The 21,348-nt window shown below is 69.8% G+C and carries 14 protein-coding genes and 1 pseudogene; 5 read left to right on the forward strand and 10 right to left on the reverse strand.

Annotated features, from left to right (window positions below):
• Positions 1-10 precede the first annotated feature (10 nt).
• The 3 genes from ACFWVP_RS04195 to ACFWVP_RS04205 form a co-directional block, all read right to left on the reverse strand.
• On the reverse strand, positions 11-1,351 hold the full coding sequence (locus ACFWVP_RS04195; protein WP_384493403.1) for an ABC transporter substrate-binding protein: 1,341 nt from the start codon (positions 1,349-1,351) through the stop codon (positions 11-13).
• A 216-nt stretch (positions 1,352-1,567) separates the two neighbouring features.
• The gene (locus ACFWVP_RS04200; protein WP_384493405.1) at positions 1,568-2,509 is read right to left on the reverse strand and encodes a carbohydrate ABC transporter permease; all 942 of its coding nucleotides are present in this window, start codon (positions 2,507-2,509) and stop codon (positions 1,568-1,570) included.
• 3 nt (positions 2,510-2,512) lie between these two features.
• On the reverse strand, positions 2,513-3,433 hold the full coding sequence (locus tag ACFWVP_RS04205) for a carbohydrate ABC transporter permease (protein WP_384493407.1): 921 nt from the start codon (positions 3,431-3,433) through the stop codon (positions 2,513-2,515).
• A 605-nt stretch (positions 3,434-4,038) separates the two neighbouring features.
• Here ACFWVP_RS04205 and ACFWVP_RS04210 point away from each other — a divergent pair.
• Positions 4,039-5,034, forward strand: a complete 996-nt coding sequence (locus tag ACFWVP_RS04210) for a LacI family DNA-binding transcriptional regulator (RefSeq protein WP_384493667.1) — start codon at positions 4,039-4,041, stop codon at positions 5,032-5,034.
• Positions 5,035-5,175: 141 nt separating this feature from the next.
• Positions 5,176-5,784 (forward strand): YdeI family protein, encoded by a 609-nt coding sequence (locus tag ACFWVP_RS04215; RefSeq protein WP_384493409.1) that lies wholly within the window; start codon positions 5,176-5,178, stop codon positions 5,782-5,784.
• A 15-nt stretch (positions 5,785-5,799) separates the two neighbouring features.
• On the opposite strand, the gene ACFWVP_RS04220 is transcribed toward ACFWVP_RS04215, so the two are convergent.
• Positions 5,800-6,222, reverse strand: coding sequence for an acyl-CoA thioesterase (locus ACFWVP_RS04220; protein WP_384493669.1), 423 nt, complete (start codon positions 6,220-6,222; stop codon positions 5,800-5,802).
• Between the two features lie 277 nt (positions 6,223-6,499).
• On the opposite strand from ACFWVP_RS04220, the gene ACFWVP_RS04225 reads away from it, so the two are divergent.
• Complete coding sequence (locus ACFWVP_RS04225) at positions 6,500-9,520, forward strand: carbohydrate binding domain-containing protein (RefSeq protein WP_384493410.1); 3,021 nt, start codon at positions 6,500-6,502, stop codon at positions 9,518-9,520.
• Positions 9,521-9,571: 51 nt separating this feature from the next.
• On the opposite strand, the gene ACFWVP_RS04230 is transcribed toward ACFWVP_RS04225, so the two are convergent.
• From ACFWVP_RS04230 to ACFWVP_RS04255, 6 genes are all read right to left on the reverse strand, one after another.
• Positions 9,572-10,648, reverse strand: coding sequence for an aldose epimerase family protein (locus ACFWVP_RS04230; protein ID WP_384493412.1), 1,077 nt, complete (start codon positions 10,646-10,648; stop codon positions 9,572-9,574).
• On the reverse strand, positions 10,648-11,673 hold the full coding sequence (locus ACFWVP_RS04235) for a LacI family DNA-binding transcriptional regulator (protein WP_384493414.1): 1,026 nt from the start codon (positions 11,671-11,673) through the stop codon (positions 10,648-10,650). Before ACFWVP_RS04235 ends, ACFWVP_RS04230 begins: the two co-directional genes overlap by 1 nt.
• Positions 11,674-11,729: 56 nt before the next feature.
• The gene (locus tag ACFWVP_RS04240; protein ID WP_384493416.1) at positions 11,730-12,794 is read right to left on the reverse strand and encodes an ABC transporter permease; all 1,065 of its coding nucleotides are present in this window, start codon (positions 12,792-12,794) and stop codon (positions 11,730-11,732) included.
• On the reverse strand, positions 12,791-13,807 hold the full coding sequence (locus tag ACFWVP_RS04245) for an ABC transporter permease (protein WP_384493417.1): 1,017 nt from the start codon (positions 13,805-13,807) through the stop codon (positions 12,791-12,793). The genes ACFWVP_RS04240 and ACFWVP_RS04245 overlap by 4 nt, the downstream gene beginning before the upstream one ends.
• Complete coding sequence (locus ACFWVP_RS04250) at positions 13,804-15,492, reverse strand: sugar ABC transporter ATP-binding protein (RefSeq protein ID WP_384493419.1); 1,689 nt, start codon at positions 15,490-15,492, stop codon at positions 13,804-13,806. The genes ACFWVP_RS04245 and ACFWVP_RS04250 overlap by 4 nt, the downstream gene beginning before the upstream one ends.
• Positions 15,493-15,592: 100 nt before the next feature.
• On the reverse strand, positions 15,593-16,678 hold the full coding sequence (locus ACFWVP_RS04255; protein ID WP_384493421.1) for an ABC transporter substrate-binding protein: 1,086 nt from the start codon (positions 16,676-16,678) through the stop codon (positions 15,593-15,595).
• Between the two features lie 489 nt (positions 16,679-17,167).
• Here ACFWVP_RS04255 and ACFWVP_RS04260 point away from each other — a divergent pair.
• Positions 17,168-18,921, forward strand: a pseudogene (locus ACFWVP_RS04260) (RICIN domain-containing protein).
• A 73-nt stretch (positions 18,922-18,994) separates the two neighbouring features.
• On the forward strand, positions 18,995-21,343 hold the full coding sequence (locus ACFWVP_RS04265) for an AbfB domain-containing protein (protein ID WP_384493422.1): 2,349 nt from the start codon (positions 18,995-18,997) through the stop codon (positions 21,341-21,343).
• Positions 21,344-21,348 lie beyond the last annotated feature (5 nt).

The raw sequence follows: 21,348 nt of genomic DNA on the forward strand, positions 1-21,348 counted from the left end.
TGGTGCGACGTCACTTGTTGACGTCGAAGCCCTGTTCGTTGCCGTAGTCGACAGCGGCCTTCTGCCAGTCCTTCAGACCGTCGGCCAGCGTGGTGTCGGAGACGTACGCCTTGCCCACGGAGTCGTTGAAGACGGAGTTCGCGTACACCTGGTAGGGCAGGTAGGACCAGTCCTCGGGTACCTGGCTGGCGGAGCGGGCGAAGATCTCGTTCGCCTTCTGGCCGCCGAAGTACGGGAAGGGCGTGTCGAGGAACGTCGTGGAGGTCAGGTCCGCCGTGGTCGCGGGGAAGGCGCCGGCCTCGACGCGGGCCTGGACGCCCGCCGAGTGGTTGGCGTACTCGTTGAACGCGTACGCGAGGTCCTTGCTCTTGCCCGCCTTCATCACCGCGAGGGAGCTGCCGCCGTTCTCGGAGCTGGCCTCACCGCCCTTCTCCCACTGCGGGAGGGCGGCGGCACGCCAGTCGCCCGAGGCCGACTCGACACCCGAGACGAAGTTCGCGGGCATCCAGGCGCCGGTGGCGAGGGTGGCTATGGTGCCGTCGGCCAGCCCCTTGTACCACTCGTCGCTCCAGGAGCTGATGGGCGCCAGGAGCTTCTCGTCGATGAGCTTCTGCCACACCTCGGTGAAGGCGGTGACGCCCTTGTCAGCGGTGAGGTCGACCGTGACGCTGGTGTCGCGGGACTTGAACGGGGTGCCGCCGGCCTGCCAGATCATGCTGGTCGTGAACCCGGCGTCACCGGTGTCGTTGGTGATGTACGCCTTCGGGTCCGCGGCGTGCAGGTCGCGCGCCGCCTCCAGGTACTCGTCCCAGGTGGTGGGCGTGGCGATCTGGTGCTTGTCCAGCACCTTCTTGTTGTAGAAGAGCGCCATCGGGCCGGAGTCCATGGGCAGCGCGTACACGGCGTCGTCGACGGCGACCGCGTTCCACGGGCCCGGCGAGTAGTCTCGCTTGAAGTCGGCGGCGCCGTATCCGCTCAGGTCCTCGAGGGACTTGCCGAGCGCGAACTGGCCGAGGGCGTAGTACTCGATCTGCGCGACGTCCGGAACCCCGGATCCGGCCTGCACGGCGTTCTGCAGGGCGGTGTACTGGTCGTTGCCGGTACCGGCGTTGACCAGCTTCACCTTGACCTTGGGGTACTCCTTCTCGAAGTCGCTGACCACCTGCTTCAGCGTCGGCTCCCAGGCCCACACCGTGATCGAGCCGCCCTCCTTGAGGGCTGCCCTGAGATCACCACCCGTTACGGTCTTTCCCGAACCGGTGTCGTCGGAGGACCCGCACGCGGTGAGGCTCAGCGCCGCCGCACACAGCAGGCCGACGCCGCGCATCGCGCGTCTGGTCATGGTTCTCATATTGATTCACTCCGTTGTGGTGAGGGTGGTACACGAACCGTCGAGCGTCCGCACAGGCGCGTGCGGAGGTGGGACGCCGCGCGGACCGGGGGCGGGGTAAGCCGCCCCCGGAGCACGGAGATTCGGTGGCCGACGAGGGCCGGTGGGCGGCCGGGGTGGGACGGTGACCGGCCGAGGAGGGCCGGTGGGCGGCCGGGAAGGGCCGGTGGGGCCGGGTCACTCCTTGACGCTGCCCGCTGCCAGTCCGGACTGCCAGTAGCGCTGGAGCAGGAGGAAGGCGACGATCAGCGGCACGATCGTCAGCAGGGAACCCGTGATGACCAGGTTGAAGACCGGCTGGCCGCCCGCGGTGGACGCCTGCGCGTTCCAGGCGTTCAGGCCCAGCGTCAGCGGGTACCAGTCGGGGTCCTTGATCATGATCAGCGGCAGGAAGTAGTTGTTCCAGGTCTGCACCATGGTGAACAGCAGGACCGTCACGATGCCCGGGCTCAGCAGCGGGAGCGCCACGCGGAAGAAGGTCCGCAGCTCTCCGGATCCGTCGACCCTGGCCGCTTCCAGGAGCTCGGTGGGGACGGCCTCGGCCGCGAACACCCACATGAGGTAGAGCCCGAAGGGGGAGATGAGGGACGGGATGATGACGGCCCACGGCGTGTCGGTGAGGCCCATCTTGCTGAACATGAGGAAGGTGGGCACCGCCAGGGCGGTCGCGGGCACGGCGACGGCGCCGATGACCGTGGCGAAGACGGCGCGCTTTCCCCTGAAGTCGAACTTGGCCAGTCCGTAGCCGCCGAGGACCGCGAGGAAGGTGGCCCCGCCGGCCCCTACGACCACGTACAGCAGCGTGTTGAGGAACCAGCGGACGAAGATGCCGTCGTTGTAGGTGAGCGTCTCGGAGATGTTGTCCCAGAGGGCGAAGTCACCGCTGAACCAGAGGCCGAAGGAGTCGAGGAGGCTCTTCTGCGTCTTGGTCGCGTTGATGACGAGCCAGGCCAGCGGCAGGAGCGCGTAGAGGGCGGTCAGCCCCATCAGCGCCGTGAGCAGCACGCTGCGGCGCGGCCGGTCGGCCGTGTGGCGTCTGCGCGGGGCGCGCCGGGAGGTCGGGGCACGGTGGTCGACTCGCCGGGGCGTCTGCTCGGCGGTGTAGGAAGGTGCGCTCATCGCTCACGCCTCCTTTCGCATGCCGCGCAGCTGGACCGCGTACGCGATGATCATCGTGACCAGGCCCATGACGAGGGAGACCGTGGCCGCGTAGTTCTGCTGCCGGCCGGAGAAGGACAGCGTGAAGGTGTAGAGGTTCGGGGTGAAGTAGGTCGTGATCGCGTTGGGCGCCAGGCTCTGCAGGATGCTCGGCTCGTTGAACAGCTGGAAGCTGCCGATCACCGAGAAGATCGTCGCGATCACCAGCGCGCCGCGGATCGCGGGGATCTTGACCGCGGCGATGATCCGCCACTGGCCGGCTCCGTCGATCTCGGCCGCCTCGTAGAGGGACTTGGGGACGACGCGCAGTGCCGAGTAGAAGATCAGCATGTTGTAGCCGATGAACTCCCAGGTGACGATGTTGCCGATGCTGGCCAGCACCAGGGAGGGCGACAGCGGGTCGGGCAGTGAGACGCCGAGCGAGTCGTTGATGTTCGCGACCAGCCCGAAGCGGGTTCCGTAGATGAACCCCCACATCAGTGTGGCGACGACGGCGGGTACGGCGTAGGGCAGGAAGACCGATATCCGGAAGAAGCTCTTGCCGTACAGCCTGCCGCTGTCGAGTGCCAGGGCCACGAGCAGGGCCAGGCCGAGCATGACGGGCACCTGCACCGCGAGGAAGAGCGCGACCCGGCCCACGGCCTCCCAGAACTTCTCGTCCTCGAAGGCGCGCTGGAAGTTCTCCAGGCCGACGAACGAGGTTCCGCCCACGAGCTGGTCCCGGAAGAAGCTCAGGTACAGCGAGTAGGCCACCGGGGCGAGGAACACCAGGGCGAACACGGCCATGAACGGTCCGACGAAGATCCACCCGACCCGTCCACGCCGGGCGCGGGTGCCTCGCGGTGGTGGGCGGCGTCCGGTGGTGAGCGGCGTGACAGCCGTCATGTCTTGGTACTCCTACTGGTCCGGCATCGTGCATGGCCCCGGCCGGAGGGAGACACCGGACATCGTGGAGGCGCTGCGTTTCAGAATCCGATGTTTACGTAAACAACGATCGGTTGACGTGATGTCTACACGCCCGCCCCGCCACCGTCAAGACCCGTGTTCCACCTGCTGCGACCGGACTTGGGGGCTGCTCGGCCGGCCGGTGGCACCCGGACGGCGGCCTCGCACGGCCGTGTCGGCGACAGGTCTCCGGAAGTGGTAGGAATATCGGTGGTCCGCGACCCGCGGCCCGTCATCCGGCACGAGCCGAGGACGGTGCGGGACAGGACGGTGCGGGACAGGACGGACACCCGAGCGGAACACCCTCAAGGGAACGCTGTGCCCGACGGCCCATCGGTCGGGGCAGTGCCCTCCCACACGGCGAAAGGCTCACAGGAACACGACGGAGGCAGAGCGAAGTGCACGAACGGGAAGAGGCCGCGGACCGGGCCATGGCATCCGCGGAACAGCCCGCGGATGCCATGGAACCCACGGGTGCCGCGTCCACGGCCGCGGTGGAGCGGTCCCCCGGAGCGCCGGACCGGCCGCGCCGCAGGGGGACCTCCATGGCCGACGTCGCACTCCTGGCCGGCGTCTCCTCGCAGACGGTCTCCCGCGTGTCCAACGGGCACGCGGCGGTCACGGAGGAGACCCGCCGGCGCGTCCTCGCCGCCATGAAGGAGCTCGACTACCGGCCCAACAGTGCCGCGCGCGCCCTCAAGAGCGGGGAGTTCCGCACCCTGGGCGTCATCCTGTTCACCCTGGCCACGACGGGCAACGTCCGTACGCTGGAAGCCATTTCCGCCTCCGCGGCGGACCAGGGCTACGCCATCACCCTGCTGCCCGTCGCGACGCCCACCAGTACGGGCGTCCGGGGGGCCTTCACCGTGCTCGGCGAGCAGGTCGTGGACGGCATCATCGTGATCATGGAGGTCCATCTCCTGGACGCCGCCGTTTCCCTGCCGCCGCACACGCATGTCGTGGTGGCGGACTCCGACGCCGGCGACCGCTACAGCGTCGTGGACACCGACCAGTCCGGCGGTGCCAGGGCAGCCGTCCAGCACCTGCTCGACCTCGGGCACCGCACCGTGGTGCATGTGGCCGGCCCCACCGAGTCGTTCGCCGCGCAGCGCCGTGCCGACGCCTGGCGGCAGACGCTGGAGGAGGCTGGACGCCCGGTCCCGGCCCCGGTGGGCGGCGACTGGTCGGCGGCCTCGGGCTACGAGGCCGGGCTCGTCCTGGCGGCCGATCCCTCCTGCACCGCGGTCTTCGCGGCCAACGACCAGATGGCGCTCGGGGTCCTGCGCGCCCTGCACGAGAAGGGCAGGCGCGTGCCCGACGACGTCAGCGTCGTCGGTTTCGATGACATCGCCGACTCCGGCTCGTTCGTTCCGCCGCTCACGACCGTGCACCAGGACTTCGCCGAGGTGGGGCGGCTGTGCGTGGACGGCGTGCTGCGGCAGATCCGCAACGAGACGGCCGAACGCGGCACTACCCTGGTCCCGACCCGGCTGGTCGTCCGGGACAGCACTGCCCCGCCACCCGCGGCGGCCGGCCACTGACGCCCTGCCGGTTCGAAGGGAGTCCGGTTCCGTCCGCGCACAGCGGCGTACCGTTCCGTACCGGCGCCCGCGCCGGTCCGTACACGTAGGCGGGCAACAGCTCATGACGGTGCGTCAGGATCTGACGCCGAAGGAGACGACATGACGACGGCCGACGGCCCGGAGCCCGCAACCCTGGACGGAACGCTCGCGCGTCCGCTGTTCTTCGAACGGCTCGCCGGGCTGGAGTCCTGGCTGGAGAGCCATCAGGGCACGCGCTCCGACCTGTGGCTGAAGCTCGCGAAGAAGAGCACGGGCATCGAGTCCGTCGGGCCCGACGAGGTCGTCGACGCCGCGATCTGTTTCGGCTGGATCGACGGCCAGCGCCGGGCTCTGGACGCGGAGTTCTACCTGCAGCGGATCTCACCGCGCCGCAAGGGCAGCCTGTGGTCCCTCGTCAACGTACGCAGGGTCGAGGCCCTCACGGCGGCCGGCCGGATGCGGGAGTCCGGGCTGGCCGAAGTGCGGGCCGCGCGGGCGGACGGGCGGTGGGTGGCGGCGTACCCCTCGCAGAAGGAGGCCACCGTGCCCGACGACCTCACGGCCGCACTGGCCTCCGCCCCCCGGGCGGCACGGCGGTTCGAGCAGTTCGGCAGGTCGGCCCGCTATCAGATGGTCCTCCAGCTCCTCAAGGCGAGGACGCCCGAGGTCCGGGCCGCACGGCTCGCGCGCCTGATGGCGGAGCTGGAGTCCGGCGGCGAAGCCGGCTGAGCCGCACCGCGCCCGTCAGACGCCGATGCCGAGAAGTCCGGGACTGTCGGCGAGCGAGGCCAGGTGGCCGGCCGGGTCCGCGATCAGACGGCGGGCCTCGAGGTCGAGCATGCCACCGACGCCGCTGATCTCGGCGGCCGGTGTGCCGTCCTCCTTGAGGATCCGCTGCTCGATCCGGAAGGTCTTGCCCGCCCCGTAGACGAACGCGCAGCTCACCCGCACCCGTTCGCCGCCGCGCAGCTCGCGCAGGTACTTCACCGTGACCTCCAGCTGCACGGGGCCGACTCCGCCGGCGAGCAGCTTCTCCTGGGGCACTCCGGCGGCCCGCAGCAGCTCCCACCGGGCGTGTTCCGCGTACTGGAGGTAGACGGCCTGATTGAGGTGGCCCTGGGTGTCGAGCTCGTAGCCGCGCACCGTGACATCGACGAAGAAGGTCATGCCGAGGACAACGCGGGCCGGCGGGTCCGCCATTCCTGACCGATCACCGCGAGCAGTCTCCGCGCGACCTCTTTACGAACCTGTCATGCGCAGGTAATTTCCTCACCGCAAAAGATTGCAGAAACATTCTGGCAGCACTTGCCGCCAGGACGCACTGCTCGCCGAACCCGGGGCGCGTCCGGGTTCTCCGGCGGGATCCTCGCAGCCGCTCGCGGAGCGGATGTGCTGTTGGCAGCCGCGGTCCACCCGCTCGCGGCCCTCCCCTGGAGACACACGAATGAGACGCACCCTCACCAGGCTGCTCGGACGCCCCCTGGGGGCGGCCCTGGCGGCCACAGTGATGCTGGGGCTCCTGACCGCGGTCCCGGCCTCACCCGGAGCCGTGTCGGCCGAGCCCGTGGCCGCTTCGGAATCCACCGCGACCGTCTTCTACCACACGAAGACCAAGAACTGGTCCTCCTACCGGCTCCACTACGCCCCCGACGGCGGTTCCTGGACGACCGTGCCCGGAGTGCTCATGGAGGCCGCGTGCACGGACTGGGTGAAGCAGACGGTCAGCCTGGGCAGCGCGTCAGGTCTGGCCGCGACGTTCAACAACGGCTCGGGCGTCTGGGACAACAACGCCGGCAAGAACTACGCCCTGGGCACCGGGACCATCACCGTCAGGGACGGCGCGGTGGCCCACAGCGACCCGTGCGCCGGTACGGAACCGGAGCCGAGCCCCGGCCCGGGTGACTCCCACACCGCGTCGGTCTACTACTCGACGGCGACGGTCGGCTGGACGACCACCAACCTCCACTACCGGCCGACGGGCGGCGCCTGGACCACCGTGCCCGGAGTGGGCATGGAGGCCGCCTGTACGGGCTGGGTGAAGAAGTCGGTCGCCCTCGGCACCGCTACCACGTTGCAGGCCACCTTCAACAACGGCAGCGGGGTCTGGGACAACAACAACGGCAGCGACTACACGCTCCCCTCGGGGCTCAGCACGGTGAAGGACCGGAAGGTCACCGCCGGCGCGAAGGACCCGTGCGCGGCCGAGGAACCGGACACCGAGGCCCCGACCGCACCGACGAAGGTGACCGCCGACGCCGGCGGTGTCGCGGTCGTGCTGACCTGGGACCCGTCCACCGACGACCGCGGGGTGACGAAGTACCAGGTGACACGGACCGGCGGCACCAGGGGCACGGCGGTGACCGATGTCGGCTCCACCGTGTTCTCCGACACCGGGCTGGAGGAGAGGACGGCCTACAGCTACACGGTCAAGGCCGTGGACGCGGCCGGAAACGTCTCCGCCGCCTCGGCCGCCGCCACCGCCACCACCGGGGAGAAGCCGACGGCACCGGCCTCCGGGAAGCCGCTGGGCACCGACCCCCGCAAGGACCCGATCTACTTCGTGCTCACCGCCCGCTTCGAGGACGGTGACACCTACAACAACCGGGGCGGGAGCCAGCACACGAAGTCGGGCAACGCGGCCAACGACGACCCCATGTTCCGGGGTGACTTCAAGGGGCTGGTCGACAAGCTCGACTACATCAAGGGCCTCGGCATGTCGGCCGTCTGGATCACCCCGGTGGTGCTGAACCGGTCCGACTACGACTACCACGGCTACCACGGCTACGACTTCTACGAGGTCGACTCCCGGCTCGAGTCCGCCGGTGCCTCCTACCAGGACCTGATCAACGCCGCCCACGCCAAGGGCATGAAGATCTACCAGGACGTCGTCTACAACCACTCCTCCCGCTGGGGCGCCAGGGGCCTGTTCACCCCGAAGGTGTACGGCGTCCGTGACACGCAGTGGAGCTGGTACTACGACGAGAGGAACGACGGCTTCGAGTACGACGGCCTGACCGTCGAGCCCAAGTCCGGGAAGTCGTACTACACCGGCGACCTGTGGTCCACCGCCGAGCCGTCGGGCAACACCTGCGTCAACTGGGGCACCCCCACCCAGCACACCTCGCCCGAGGGGTACCGGATCTACAACTGCCAGTGGCCGAACCCCACCTCGGGCATGTTCCCGAAGGCGGTCTACCACGACTGCTGGATCGGGAACTGGGAGGGCGAGGACTCGCGCAGCTGCTGGCTGCACGACGATCTCGCCGACTTCAACACCGAGAGCGCGCCCGTGCAGAACTACCTGATCGGCGCCTACAACAAGTACATCGACATGGGTGTCGACGGCTTCCGGGTCGACACGGCCGTCCACGTCCCCCGCACGACCTGGAACCGCCGGTTCCTGCCCGCGATCCAGGAGCGCGTCACCCAGCAGTTCGGTGCCGAGGCCGCGAAGAACTTCTTCGTTTTCGGTGAGGTCGCCGCCTTCGTCAACGACAAGTGGAACCGCGGCTCGGTCAACCACTCCGCGCAGTTCTTCACCTGGAAGGAACGCAGGGAGTACAGCGCGGACGACGGGAAGGCCGCCCTGGAGATGTACGACTACGAGCAGCGGCAGGGCACCGGCTCGCAGCCGACCTCCGACAACGCCTTCCTGAACGGCAACACGTACCACGCTCCGGACCACAGCGAGTTCTCCGGGATGAACGTCATCGACATGCGCATGCACATGAACTTCGGTGACGCCGGCAACGCGTACCACAACGGCAAGGACTCCGACGACAGTTACAACGACGCCACCTACAACGTCGTCTACGTCGACAGCCACGACTACGGGCCCGACAAGAGCAGCGAGCGGTACGCGGGCGGCACCGACGCCTGGGCCGAGAACATGTCCCTGATGTGGACCTTCCGGGGCATCCCCACGCTCTACTACGGCTCCGAGATCGAGTTCCGGGCCGGCAAGAAGATCGACTGCGGGCCCAGCTGCCCGCTGGAGTCGACGGGGCGGGCGTACTTCGGCGGGCACCTCGCCGGTGATGTGAAGGCGTCCGACTTCAGCAAGGTGTCCTCGGCGAGCGGCGCGGTCGCGGACACCCTCTCGAAGCCGCTGGTCAAGCATGTGCAGCGGCTGAACGAGATCCGCCGTGCGGTGCCCGCCCTCCAGATGGGCCAGTACTCCACGGAGGGCATCTCCGGCTCGATGGCGTACAAGCGCCGTTACACGGACGCGGCGAGCGGCACGGACAGCTTCGCGCTCGTGACGGTCTCCGGCGGCGCCACGTACACCGGCATCCCCAACGGCACGTACAAGGACGCCGTGACCGGCGACACCAAGGTGGTGACGGGCGGCACCCTCGCCGTAACGGCACCGGGCAAGGGCAATCTGCGGGTGTACGTCCTCGACCTCGGCGGCAGGAACGCTGCGCCGGGGAAGATCGGGACGGCGGGTACCTACCTGAAGTGACGCCGGGCGTGACGGGTGCGCGGGTGCGCGCCCGTCACGCGTTTTCCCGGTTCAGGGCCCCAGGTGCGGGAAGCGCATCTCGGTACGGCTCCGCGCGGTCCCGCCGGGGCGCAGTACGGTGCTGGGCTGGTCCGGCCGGTTGGGTGAGTCGGGCAGGTGCTGGGTCTCCAGGCAGACCGCGCCGTGGCGTTCCTGCCGCCGGCCGTCCGCGTCGGTGAACGCGCCGTCGAGCTGGTTGGCGGTGTAGACCTGGATGCCGGGCTCCGTCGTCCACACCTCCAGGACGCGGGCCCCGTCGGGGGCGGTGAGCCGGGCGGCGCGGCGCAGCCCGCCGGCCGGTCCGGCGTCGGGCTCGCGGAGCACCCAGCAGTGGTCGAAGCCACCCGCCACGCGCAGCTGTTCGTCGTCCAGCGCCAGCCGCTCCCCCAGTACGCGCGCCGCCGTGAGATCGAAGGCGGTGCCCCGCACCCCGGCCGGCGGTCCCAGGGGGATGCCGTCGCCGTCCACCGGGAGATAGGTGTCGGCGTCGACCTCCAGCCGGTGGCCGAGGATGTCGCCCCGGCCGGCCAGGTCGAAGTAGGCGTGGTTGGTGAGGTTGACGACCGTGGCGCGGTCGGTGACCGAGGCGTAGTCGACGGCCAGGGTGCCCGTGGTGTCGAGGGTGTACGTGACGGTGACGTCCAGGGCTCCGGGGAAGCCCATGTCGCCGTCGGGGCTGTGCAGGGTCAGCCGTACGGACGCGGTGGTGTCCGTGCTGTCGCCGGTGGCGTCCCACACCTTGGTGTGGAAGCCGTCGGGGCCGCCGTGCAGGGCGTGGCCGCGGTCGTTGGCGGGGATGTGGTGCGTGGCCCCGTCCAGGGAGAAGCGGCCGTGCGCGATGCGGTTGGCGTAGCGGCCGACGACGGCACCGAAGTACGGGTGCTTCCCGGTGTAGTCGTCGATCGTGGCGAGCGAGCGGACGACCGAGGCCGCGGTGCCCGCGGTGTCGGGCACGGTCAGGCGGTGCAGGGAGGCGCCGTAGGTGAGTACCTCGGCCCGGACTCCCGTACCGGAGTCGAGGGTCCACAGGCCGGTCCCGGTCCCGTGGGCGGAGCCGAACGGTGTGCGGTGCACGGTGGGGCGCGGCATCAGAGGTCCTTGGGGGGAACGGGCGCGGTGGACTCCCGGACGATGAGGCGGTAGCCGGGGCGCGGTCTGCGTGGTTCGGCGACGGGCTTCCCCGACAGTCGTTCGACGAGGCTGTCGACGGCGAGCCGGGCGATGGCTTCCTTGTCGGGGGCGATGGTCGTGAGTGTGGTGGTTCCGTAGCTGCTCTCCTCGATGTCGTCGAAGCCGACGACGGCGATGTCGGCCGGGATCCGCAGTCCGCGTGCGGTGATGGTCCGCATCGCGCCGATGGCGATGAGGTCGTTGTAGGCGAACACGGCGTCGGGGCGTTCCCCGCGGTCCAGGAGGGCGGCCATGCCCGTGGCTCCGTCCGCGCGGCCGTAACCGTCGGTGACCACGATGAGGGACTCGTCCGCCGCCAGTCCGGCGGCGGCGAGCTCCTCGCGCCATCCCCGCAGGCGCAGGTGCGCGGGCTGGCGCTCCCGGCCGGTGCGGGATCCGAGGAAGGCGATCCTGCGGTGGCCCAGGCCGACGAGGTGGCGTACGGCGGCACGGGACGCCGCCACGTTGTCGATGGCGATGTGGTCGTACGGTGCTTCGTACTCGCGTTCGCCCAGCAGGACCAGTGGTGCCGTCTCGGTGCGCGCCATGAGGTCCTCGGTCTCCAGATGGATGGGACTGAGGATGAGCCCGTCGATGACGTGGGACCGGAATCCCTGGCTGACCAGGAGCTCCTTCTCCCTGAGGCCCGCGGTGTGGTCGACCAGGACGGTGTAGTCATGCCGGGCTGCGGCGTCGACGACCGCTCCGGCGAGCTCGGCGAAGTACGGGTTGCCGAATTCGGGTACGGCGAGGGCGATGATGCCGGTGCGGCCCTTGCGCAGGTGGCGGGCGGTGAGGTTCGGCCGGTAACCGAGCTCGTCGATCGCCTGCTGAACCTTGGCGCGCATGGCGGGTGTGACGTGCTGATAGTTGTTCACCACGTTCGACACGGTCTTGATGGACACGCCCGCCCGTTGCGCAACGTCCTTGAGGCTGACGCCCACGGCACTCCTTGGATCGACTCGGCTCGATGGTTCGGTTCGGCACAGCTGGTCCGTCGTCAGGTGCTTCTGCGACTGCGCGCCAGATAGCGCTGGGCCACCACGACAACGATAAGGAAACCTCCGCTGACCACCGATTGGTACGAGGAGTTGAGCGAGCCGATCTGATTGATCAGGTTCTGGATGACGGCGAGCAGCAGGACGCCCCAGAGGGTGCCGCTGATCGAGCCCGCGCCGCCGATGAGCAGGGTGCCGCCGATGACTACGGCGGAGATCGCGTCGAGTTCCATGCCCACGCCGACGATGGTGACGCCGGAGGAGAGCCTGGCCGCGTTGAGCGCGCCGGCGAGGCCGGCCAGCAGGCCGCTGAGGGTGTAGACGAGGATCTTCGTACGGGCGACGGGCAGGCCCATCAGGGTGGCCGCGTCGCTGCTGCCGCCCACGGCGAAGAGCGTCTGCCCGAACGAGGTGCGCTGGAGGACGACTCCGCCGGCCCCGAAGAGCACCAGTGCGATGAGGATCGGGTAGCCGAAGCCCCAGACGCTGCCCTGGCCCAGCTCGCCGAAGGCGGAGCCCTTGGGCACCAGGTAGGTGGTGGCGCCCTCGTCGGTGAGGGCGAGCAGCAGGCCGCGGGCGCCGAGCAGGGTGGCGAGGGTGACGATGAAGGGGGCCATGTTGCCCCGTGCGATCAGGAGTCCGTTGAGCAGTCCGATCGCACCGCACACCACGAGGGGGACGAGCAGTGCGGCGAGGAAACCGTACTGCGAGGCCCACGCGGCGAGCACTCCGCCGAGGGCGAAGACCGATCCGACGGACAGGTCGATGCCGCCGGTGATGATGACCATCGTCATGCCGAGCGCGACCACGGCGAGGAACGACGCCTGGATGGTGATGCCGCGGGCGTTGTCCAGGGACGCGAACGTCGGGTAGATGAACGAGGCGGCGATCACGACGGTCAGCAGGACCGCCAGCACGCCCTGGCGCTGGAGGAGTTCGGCGACGCGCGCCCTGGTGTTCGGCTCGGAGGCGGTGGGGCGGGGCCCGTCGCCGGGTGCCGCGGTCTTCCGCGTGGCAGGAGCCGGAACTACGGGCGCTGCCGCGGGTGCGGGTGTGGTTTCGTTCATCGGGACCGACGCTCCCGGGCGACGTAGACGGCGGCGATGATGATGGCCGCCTGGGCGATCTGTGCTGTGGAGTCGGGCAGGTCGTGCTTGACGAGCGTGGCGCGCAGCAGCTGCATCAGCAGCGCTCCGGCCACGGTGCCGAGGACCCGGATGGATCCGCCGTTGAGCGGTGTACCGCCGACGACGACGGCCGTGATGGCGGAGAGTTCCATGAGGGTGCCGAGCGAGGACGGGTCGCTCGCGGTGAGCCTTGCCGTGGCGAGGATGCCGGCGAGGGCGGCGAGGACACCGCACAGGACGTACACGCCGATGAGGACGCGCTTGACGGGGAGTCCCGCGAGGGCCGCGGCGGAGCGGTTGCCGCCGACGGCGACGATCTGCCGGCCGAAGGTGGTGCGCTGCACCAGGAAGGCGACGGCGACGGCGAGCACTCCGGCGATCAGGACGACGAACGGGATGCCGAGGAAGGACCCCGTTCCCAGCGACAGCAGGTCGGGGTTGACGATCTGCTTGAGCTGGCCGTCGGCCATGACCAGGGCCAGTCCCCGGCCGCCGACGAACAGGGCGAGTGTGGCCACGATGGGCTGCAGCCCGATGAGGGAGACCAGGGTTCCGTTGACCGCTCCGACGACGGCGCCCGCCAGGAGCGCGACGACGAGCGCGGGCACGAGCCCGTACCCGAGGTAGAGCGGCAGGAACGCGGCGGCCAGTGCCATGGTCGAGCCGACGGACAGATCGACGCCCTCGGTACCGATGACCAGGGCCATGCCCAGGGCGACGATGACGATGGGGGCGACCTGGACGAGCTGGGTGCGGAAGTTGTCGGCCGTCATGAAGTGGTCGGTGAACAGGGCGTTGAAGAGCAGCACCACCGCCACGGCGACGTACACGCCGTACTCCTGGTACCAGGCCGGGTCACGCAGCCGGGCCAGCGGGCCTGTGGACCTGGCGGGTTTTCCGGGATCGGCGGGCTGTGCGGGCCCCACGGGCGGGGAGACGGCGGCCTGGGTCATCGGGGGTCCTCCTGTGCGGCCGGGGCCTTGTCCTCCGGCGCCGGTCGGTCAGACGTCGGTGCGCCGGCCGCCGGTCGGTGGGTCGTCGGTGCGCCGGGCGCCGGTGTGTCAGTGTCAGCCGCCGGTGCGTGGTCGGCGAGAACTTCGAGCAGCCGGTCCTCGGCCACGTCGTCGCCCGCCAGCTCGCCCGCGACGGCTCCGCCGCGCAGGACGACGATCCGGTCGGCGCCCTCGATGAGCTCCTCGATGTCGGAGGAGATGAGCAGGACGGCCAGGCCCTCGCGGGCCAGGTCGTCGATGAGGCTCTGGACCTCGGCCTTGGCGCCGACGTCGATGCCCCGGGTGGGTTCGTCCAGGAGCAGGACCTTGGGTTCGAGGCAGAGCCAGCGGGCGAGCAGGACCTTCTGCTGGTTGCCGCCGGAGAGTTCGCCGACCTTCTGCTCGGGGCTCGACGCCTTGATCCGCAGGCGCTTCATGAAGATGTCGACGATCCGGTCCTGCTTGGCGCGGGAGACCACACCGGCCCGGGACAGGCGCGGCATGGCGGCCAGCACGATGTTCTCGCGGACGGACAGGCCGGGGATGATTCCCTCGGCCTTGCGGTCCTCGGGCAGCAGGCTGATCCCGGCGCGGATGGCGGCGGCCGGGGTGAGACGGTTCAGGGCGGTTCCGTCGACGGTGAGCGTGCCCGCGTCCAGGGGCAGGGCGCCGGACAGGGCCTTCGCCGTCTCGCTGCGGCCGGAGCCGAGGAGTCCGCCGAGGCCGAGCACTTCGCCCGCGTACAGGGACAGGGATATGTCGTGGAGGTGGTGGTGGCTGGAGAGGCCGGTCGCGGTGAGCACCGGGGTACGGGCCGCCTCGTGCCCTTCCGCGGCGAAGCTGGTGACGCCGGAGCGGCGGACCTCGGCCAGGTCGCGGCCGAGCATCATCGACACGAGCTGCATCCGGTCGAGGTCGGCGAGGTCTCCGGTGTGGATGTGCCGGCCGTCGCGGAGCACGGTGACGCGGTCGCAGATCCGGTAGAGCTCGTCCATGCGGTGGCTGACGTAGAGGACGGCGATGCCCTGGCCGCGCAGGTTCCCGATGACGCGGAAGAGGGTCTCCACCTCGCGTGGTTCGAGCGAGGAGGTCGGTTCGTCCATGATGACGACCTGGGCGTTGACCGACACGGCCCGGGCCAGGGCGACCATCTGCTGGGTGCCGATCCCGAGGGTGTGCAGGGGGCGGCGGGGGTCGACGCGTACGCCGAATCCGTCGAGCAGTTCCGTCGTCTCCTGGTGCATGCGGGAGAAGTCGATGAGGCCGAGGCGGTTCCTGGGTTCGCGGCCGAGGAAGATGTTCCGCGCCACGCTCATCAGCGGGACGAGGTTGACCTCCTGGTAGATCGTGGAGATCCCGGCCTGCTGTGCCTCGAACGGCCGGGCGAACCGCACCGGTTCGCCCGTCATCCGCAGGTCTCCACCGTCGGGCCGGTACACCCCGGTGAGGACCTTGATGAGGGTGGACTTGCCGGCGCCGTTCTCGCCGACCAGCGCGTGTGTCTCCCCCGCGCGCAGGGAGAAGGAGACGTCGTCCAGGGCGACGACGCCGGGGAACCGTTTGCTCACCGAGCGGGCTTCGAGCACGGCGGGGGCCGTGGATCCGGCCGCCTCCGGTGCCTGAGGTACTGCTTCGGGTGGTGCCATGGGTGGTCGTGGCCTTCCGCTGTTCCGAGGGGCGGGCCCGGGGCCGCCGTGGACTCCTGCGAGTGCCACGGCGGCCGGGGCCGTTGGGGACCTGGGCGGGTCAGTACGCCCCGCCGAGCGATGCCTCGGCGTTGCTCTCGTCGTACTCGCGGTCGGTGATGATCACGTTCTCGGGGATCTCCTCGCCGCCGTAGAACTTCTGGGCGGTGGCGAAGGCGAGCGGGCCGAAGCGCGGGTTGGACTCGATGACGGCGTTGTACTCACCGTTGACGAGCGCCTGCACGGCGTTGCGCGTGCCGTCGACGGAGACGATCTTGACGTCCTTGCCGGGCTTCTTGCCGGCCGCCTTGAGCGCGGTGAGGGCGCCGAGGCCCATCTCGTCGTTCTCCGCGTAGACGGCGGTGATCTCGGGCTTGGACTGGATGAGCTGTTCCATGACCTGCTGGCCCTTGTCGCGGGCGAACTCGCCGGTCTGCTGGGCCACGATCTCGATGCCGGGCGCCTTGGCCTCGATCTGGTCGACGAAGCCCTTGGTGCGGTCGGTCGTCACGTTGTTGCCGGAGGCGCCGAGGAGGATGGCGACCTTGCCCTTGCCACCGGTGGCCTTGATCATCGCGTCGGCGGCCCGCTTGCCCTGCTCGACGAAGTCGGAGCCGAGGAAGGCCACGTAGTCCTTGCACGCCGTGGAGTTGACCTTGCGGTCGATGGTGAGGACCGGGACCTTCTTCGCCGCCGCGGCCTTGAGCGCCGGCTCGAGACCGTCGGAGTTCAGTGGGGCGATGATGAGGAACTGGGCACCCTGGGACAGCATGTCCTGGATGTCGCTGATCTGCTTGGAGAGCTGCGACTGCGCGTTGGTGGTGAGGAGCTTCTTTACGCCGATCTTCTTGGCCTCGTCCTTGATGGACTGGGTCTCGGCGATGCGGAACGGGTTGGCCTCCTTCTCCGACTGGGAGAAGCCGACCACCGCGTTCTTCAGGTCCAGCTTCGGCGCGCCGTAGGTCTCCAGCGAGCAGCCGGCGCCGGAGCTCGCTTCGGGGGTCTTGGCCGCCTGGGCGCCCTGGCTGCTGTCACCGCCGGCGTTGCTCGTGGTCTCCGACTTCGAGCAGCCGGAAACGGCCAGCGTGGCGGTGGCGGCCAGCAGGCAGGCCGCGGCGAGGGTACGGGATCGACGCTGGGTCATCATGCGCGGGACGCTCCTTGGCGGGATGACGGCACGCCGTTCGGCGTGCGGTCGGGCATGGCTGGACGATGCATCCACCGCTCGGCGGCAGATGGCACTGCATTCCTCACGACCCCTCTACGAGCTGCGCAAACTGTGGTCGTGAGTGCCTGTGCGGCCTCTCGGCGGCTCGGTTTACAACGTTATATAGGCGAGGTGACGCAGGCGGCAAGAGAGTTGTCGATGCGTTTCCAAAATGTGTCGCCCGGGGTGCGCCCTCACTCCCGCCGATCGCCGGGCCGGTTCCGGGCCAGGTAGGGCACCAGGTGCTGCGCCACCCCTGGACACCGGCTTGACCGCGTGCTGTCATACCGCCGACATCTATTTTCCAACGTTGCACATGAGCTGTGATCCCGTCAGTGGCGGACGCCACGGCCACCTTCGCCATGCGCCGGCCGGTCCGGGCCGGTCCCCCACCCCTGTCCGGCAGAGCAGAAGCGGAGCCCCCGCACGATGCCCCTGAACCGCAGACAACTCATGACCGGTGCGCTGGCCACCGTCGCCGCGACCACCGCCGGCGGACGCTGGGCCACCACGGCGACCGCCGCCGAGGGCGTGGCCACCGCCGTACGTGGAGGCCACTACTCCCCCAACGCCGCACCGCTGCACCCGACCGCCTTCCTCAAGCTGCCGCCGGGGCGCGTCACCGCCGAGGGCTGGCTCGCCGGCCAGCTCCGGCTTCAGCTGGACGGTCTCTGCGGCCGCTACGAGGAGTTCTCGCACTTCCTCGACTTCGAGAACTCCGGCTGGGTCCGCCCCGACCTGGGAGGCTGGGAGGAAGTCCCCTACTGGCTGCGCGGATACACGGACCTGGCGATCGTCACGGGGGATGCGAAGGCACTGGCCACCGCACGCCGGTGGATCGACGCGGTCCTCACGACCCAGCAGTCCGACGGCTTCTTCGGCCCGAAGGCCCAGCGCACCTCGCTGAACGAAGGCCCCGACTTCTGGCCGTTCCTGCCTCTGATCCAGGCCCTGCGCTCCTGGCAGGAGTACGACGGGGACAACCGCATCATCCCGTTCCTCAGCAGGTTCTTCCGCTACATGAACGCGCAGGGCCCCGGTGCCTTCGACACCAGCTGGATCGCCCTGCGCTGGGGCGACGGTCTCGACAGCGTCTACTGGCTGTTCAACCGCACCGGTGACACCTTCCTGCTCGACCTCGCCGACAAGATCCACCGCTACGGCGCCGATTGGGGCGACAACCTGGTCTGCGTGTCCCCGCCTGGTGTGACGAGCCGGACATCAGGGTCAACGGACGGCGCGTCACCGCACCGGCCGGTCCGGCCTTCACCAGGATCGAGCGGACCTGGTCCGACGGCGACCGGATCACCCTGCGCCTGCCGCAGCAAACCACCGTGCGCACCTGGGCGGACACCCACGGCTCGGTCGGCGTGGACCGCGGCCCCCTCACCTACTCCCTGCGCATCGGGGAGTCGTACGAACGCATCGGGGGCTCCGAGCAGTTCCCGGAGTACGCGGTCCACGCCACCACACCGTGGAACTACGGCCTCGTCCTGGACGGCGCGCGGCCGCCCGCCGCACTGCGCCGCCGCTCCCCCGGCGACAACCCCTTCACGCTGGAGGGCACCCCGCTCTCCATGACCGCCCGCGCCCGCCGCATCCCCGGGTGGAGCGCCGACGACGAGCACGTGGTGGGGCCGCTCCAGCCGAGCCCGGCACGCAGCACCGAGCCGGTCGAGGAGGTCACGCTCGTCCCGATGGGCGCGGAACGGCTGCGGATCACGTCCTTCCCGACAGCGAGCCCGGGCGGGGCCCCGTGGCTCGCGGACCGGTGGTACCGACTGGCCAACCGCAACTCCGGCAAGGTGCTGGGGGTGGATCTCATGCCGACCGCGAACAGCGCCCATGTCGTGCAGTTCGCCGCCACCGGGACCGCCGACCACCTCTGGCGGCTCGTGGCCAACGGCGACGGCTGGTACCGCATCCGCAACCGGCACTCGGGCAAGGTGCTCGGCGTGGACCTCATGTCCACGGCGAACAGCGCCCACGTCGTCCAGTTCGACGACAACGACACGGCGGACCACCTGTGGCAGCTCGTGCCGGACGGGGACGGCTGGTACCGCGTCCGTAACCGCAACTCGGACAAGGTGCTCGGCGTGGACGGCATGTCCACCGCCGACAGCGCCCACGTCGTCCAGTTCGACGACAACGGGACCCCGGACCATCTCTGGCAGCTGCTCTGAGCAGCGGTCCGCCGACGTGCCACCCCCCGTGCCGGCCGGCGCGGGGGCCCCTCCTCATGAAGGAGTACCTGGAATGCGATCCGCACCCGCACCGCGCCGCGGTACCTGGTGGAGACGGTTGACCGTCTCCACCGGCCTGCTGGCCCTGCTCGCCACCGCACTCGTCGGAGCCGGTACCGCACCGGCCGCCGCCGCACCCACGGCCTGGGCACCGAAACCGGCGCCGATGACGACGCCCTGGACCGACCAGGTGTCCGTCGACCACCCGCTCCCCGAGTATCCGCGCCCGCAGCTGACCCGCCCCGACTGGGCGAATCTCAACGGCATCTGGGACTTCGCCGTGACCGGGCGCGACGCCGGGCAGCCCGCGGCGTTCTCCGAGCAGATCAGGGTCCCGTTCGTCGCGGAGTCCTCGCTCTCCGGTATCAAGCGCAAGATCACCGAGAACGACAAGCTCTGGTACAAGCGCACCTTCACCGTTCCGTCGAACTGGAACGGCCGCCGCACCGTGCTCAACTTCGGCGCCGCCGACTGGCAGAGCACCGTCTGGGTCAACGGCACCCAGGTCGGCGCCCACAGAGGCGGCTTCGACTCGTTCTCGTACGACATCACCCCCCAGCTCAACGGCGGCACGAACACCGTCGTGGTCTCCGTGTACGACCCGACGCAGACCGGTGGCCAGGCGGTCGGCAAGCAGCGGATCAACGACGTGAACCCGCACCCGGGCGGCGGGATCTTCTACACCGCGGCCTCCGGGATCTGGCAGACGGTCTGGCTGGAGCCCGTCGCCGCGTCCCACGTCACACGCCTGGACATGACCCCGAACCTCGGGAACAGCACCCTGCGGGTGAAGGTGCAGGCGGCGGCAGCCGCCGGCCGGAGCGCGAGGGTCACCGTCTCCAGCGGTGGCACGGTCGTGGGTACGGCGACGGGTGCCCCCGGCGCGGAGATCTCCGTACCGGTGCCGAGCCCCCGCCTGTGGAGCCCCGACGACCCGTACCTCTACGACGTACGCGCCGAACTGCTCGACGGGGCGGCCGTGGTGGACACCGTGGGCAGCTACGCAGGCATGCGGTCCGTCGGCATCGCGAAGGTCGACAACATCCTGCGCCCGGTCCTCAACGGGAAGTTCGTCTTCCAGACCGGCACGCTCGACCAGGGCTACTGGCCCGACGGTATCTACACGGCGCCGACCGACGCCGCGCTCAGGTCCGATCTCCAGGCGCACAAGGACCTCGGCTTCAACATGGTCCGCAAGCACATCAAGGTCGAACCGCAGCGCTGGTTCTACTGGGCGGACAAGCTGGGCCTCCTCGTCTGGCAGGACATGCCCGCGATGGACACCGGGAAGACCCCCGACGGCGCGGCACGGGCCCAGTGGGAGAGCGAGTACCACGCGGTCATCGACCAGCACCGCAGTTCCCCCTCCGTCGTCATGTGGGTGAACCAGAACGAGGGCTGGGGCCAGTACGACCAGGCCAGGATCGCCGACGAGGTGAAGGCGTACGACCCGTCACGGCTGGTCAACAACATGAGCGGGGTCAACTGCTGCGGTTCGGTGGACGGTGGCAACGGCGACGTGGTCGACAACCACATCTACGTCGGCCCCGGGAACACCGCGCCCACCGCGACGCGCGCCGCGGTGCTCGGCGAGTTCGGCGGACTGGGCTACAGGGTGCCGGGCCATGAGTGGTATCCGGGCGGCGGTTTCAGCTACGAGGACCAGGCGAGCCTCTCCGCCCTGAACAACCGCTTCGTGGGCCTCCTCGACTCGATCCGCGTGGGTCAGCTGCCCGCCGGGCTCTCCGCCTCGGTCTACACGGAGATCACGGACGTCGAGAACGAGGCGAACGGGCTGCTCACCTACGACCGCCAGGTGGTCAAGGTGGACACCGCGCGGGTGAAGGCCGCCAACCAGGCCCTGATCCAGGCGTCGAGGACTCCCCCGCCGCCGGTCACCCTGCCCACCGGGAACAGGTCGCTCCGGGTCACCACTCCGGGACACACGAACAAGTACCTGCGCCATTCCCAGGAGCTCGCCCACACGGCCGTCGTCGACAGCGGCAGCACCGCGCTGCTGAAGAACGACGCCACGTGGAAGGTCGTCACCGGCCTGGCGAACGGCAACTGCTATTCGTTCGAGTCCCGCAACTACCCCGGTGAGTACCTGCGCCACCGGGACTTCCGGGTCCGGCGCGACGCGAGCGACGGCTCGGCACTCTTCAAGGCTGACGCCACCTGGTGCGCGGTGGCGGGTCAGGGCGGCGTACGGCTGTCCAGCGCCAATCTGCCCGGCAGCTATCTGCGTCACATCGGCTCCGAGGTGTGGCTGGCCACTCCTGGAGGCGGTCACGCCTGGGACAACCCGGCGACCTTCACCGAGGACACGACCTGGGCGGTGGACGCGCCCTGGGCACCGTGACCTGA

Source organism: Streptomyces sp. NPDC058637, assembly GCF_042717325.1.
Classification (GTDB): Bacteria; Actinomycetota; Actinomycetes; order Streptomycetales; family Streptomycetaceae; genus Streptomyces.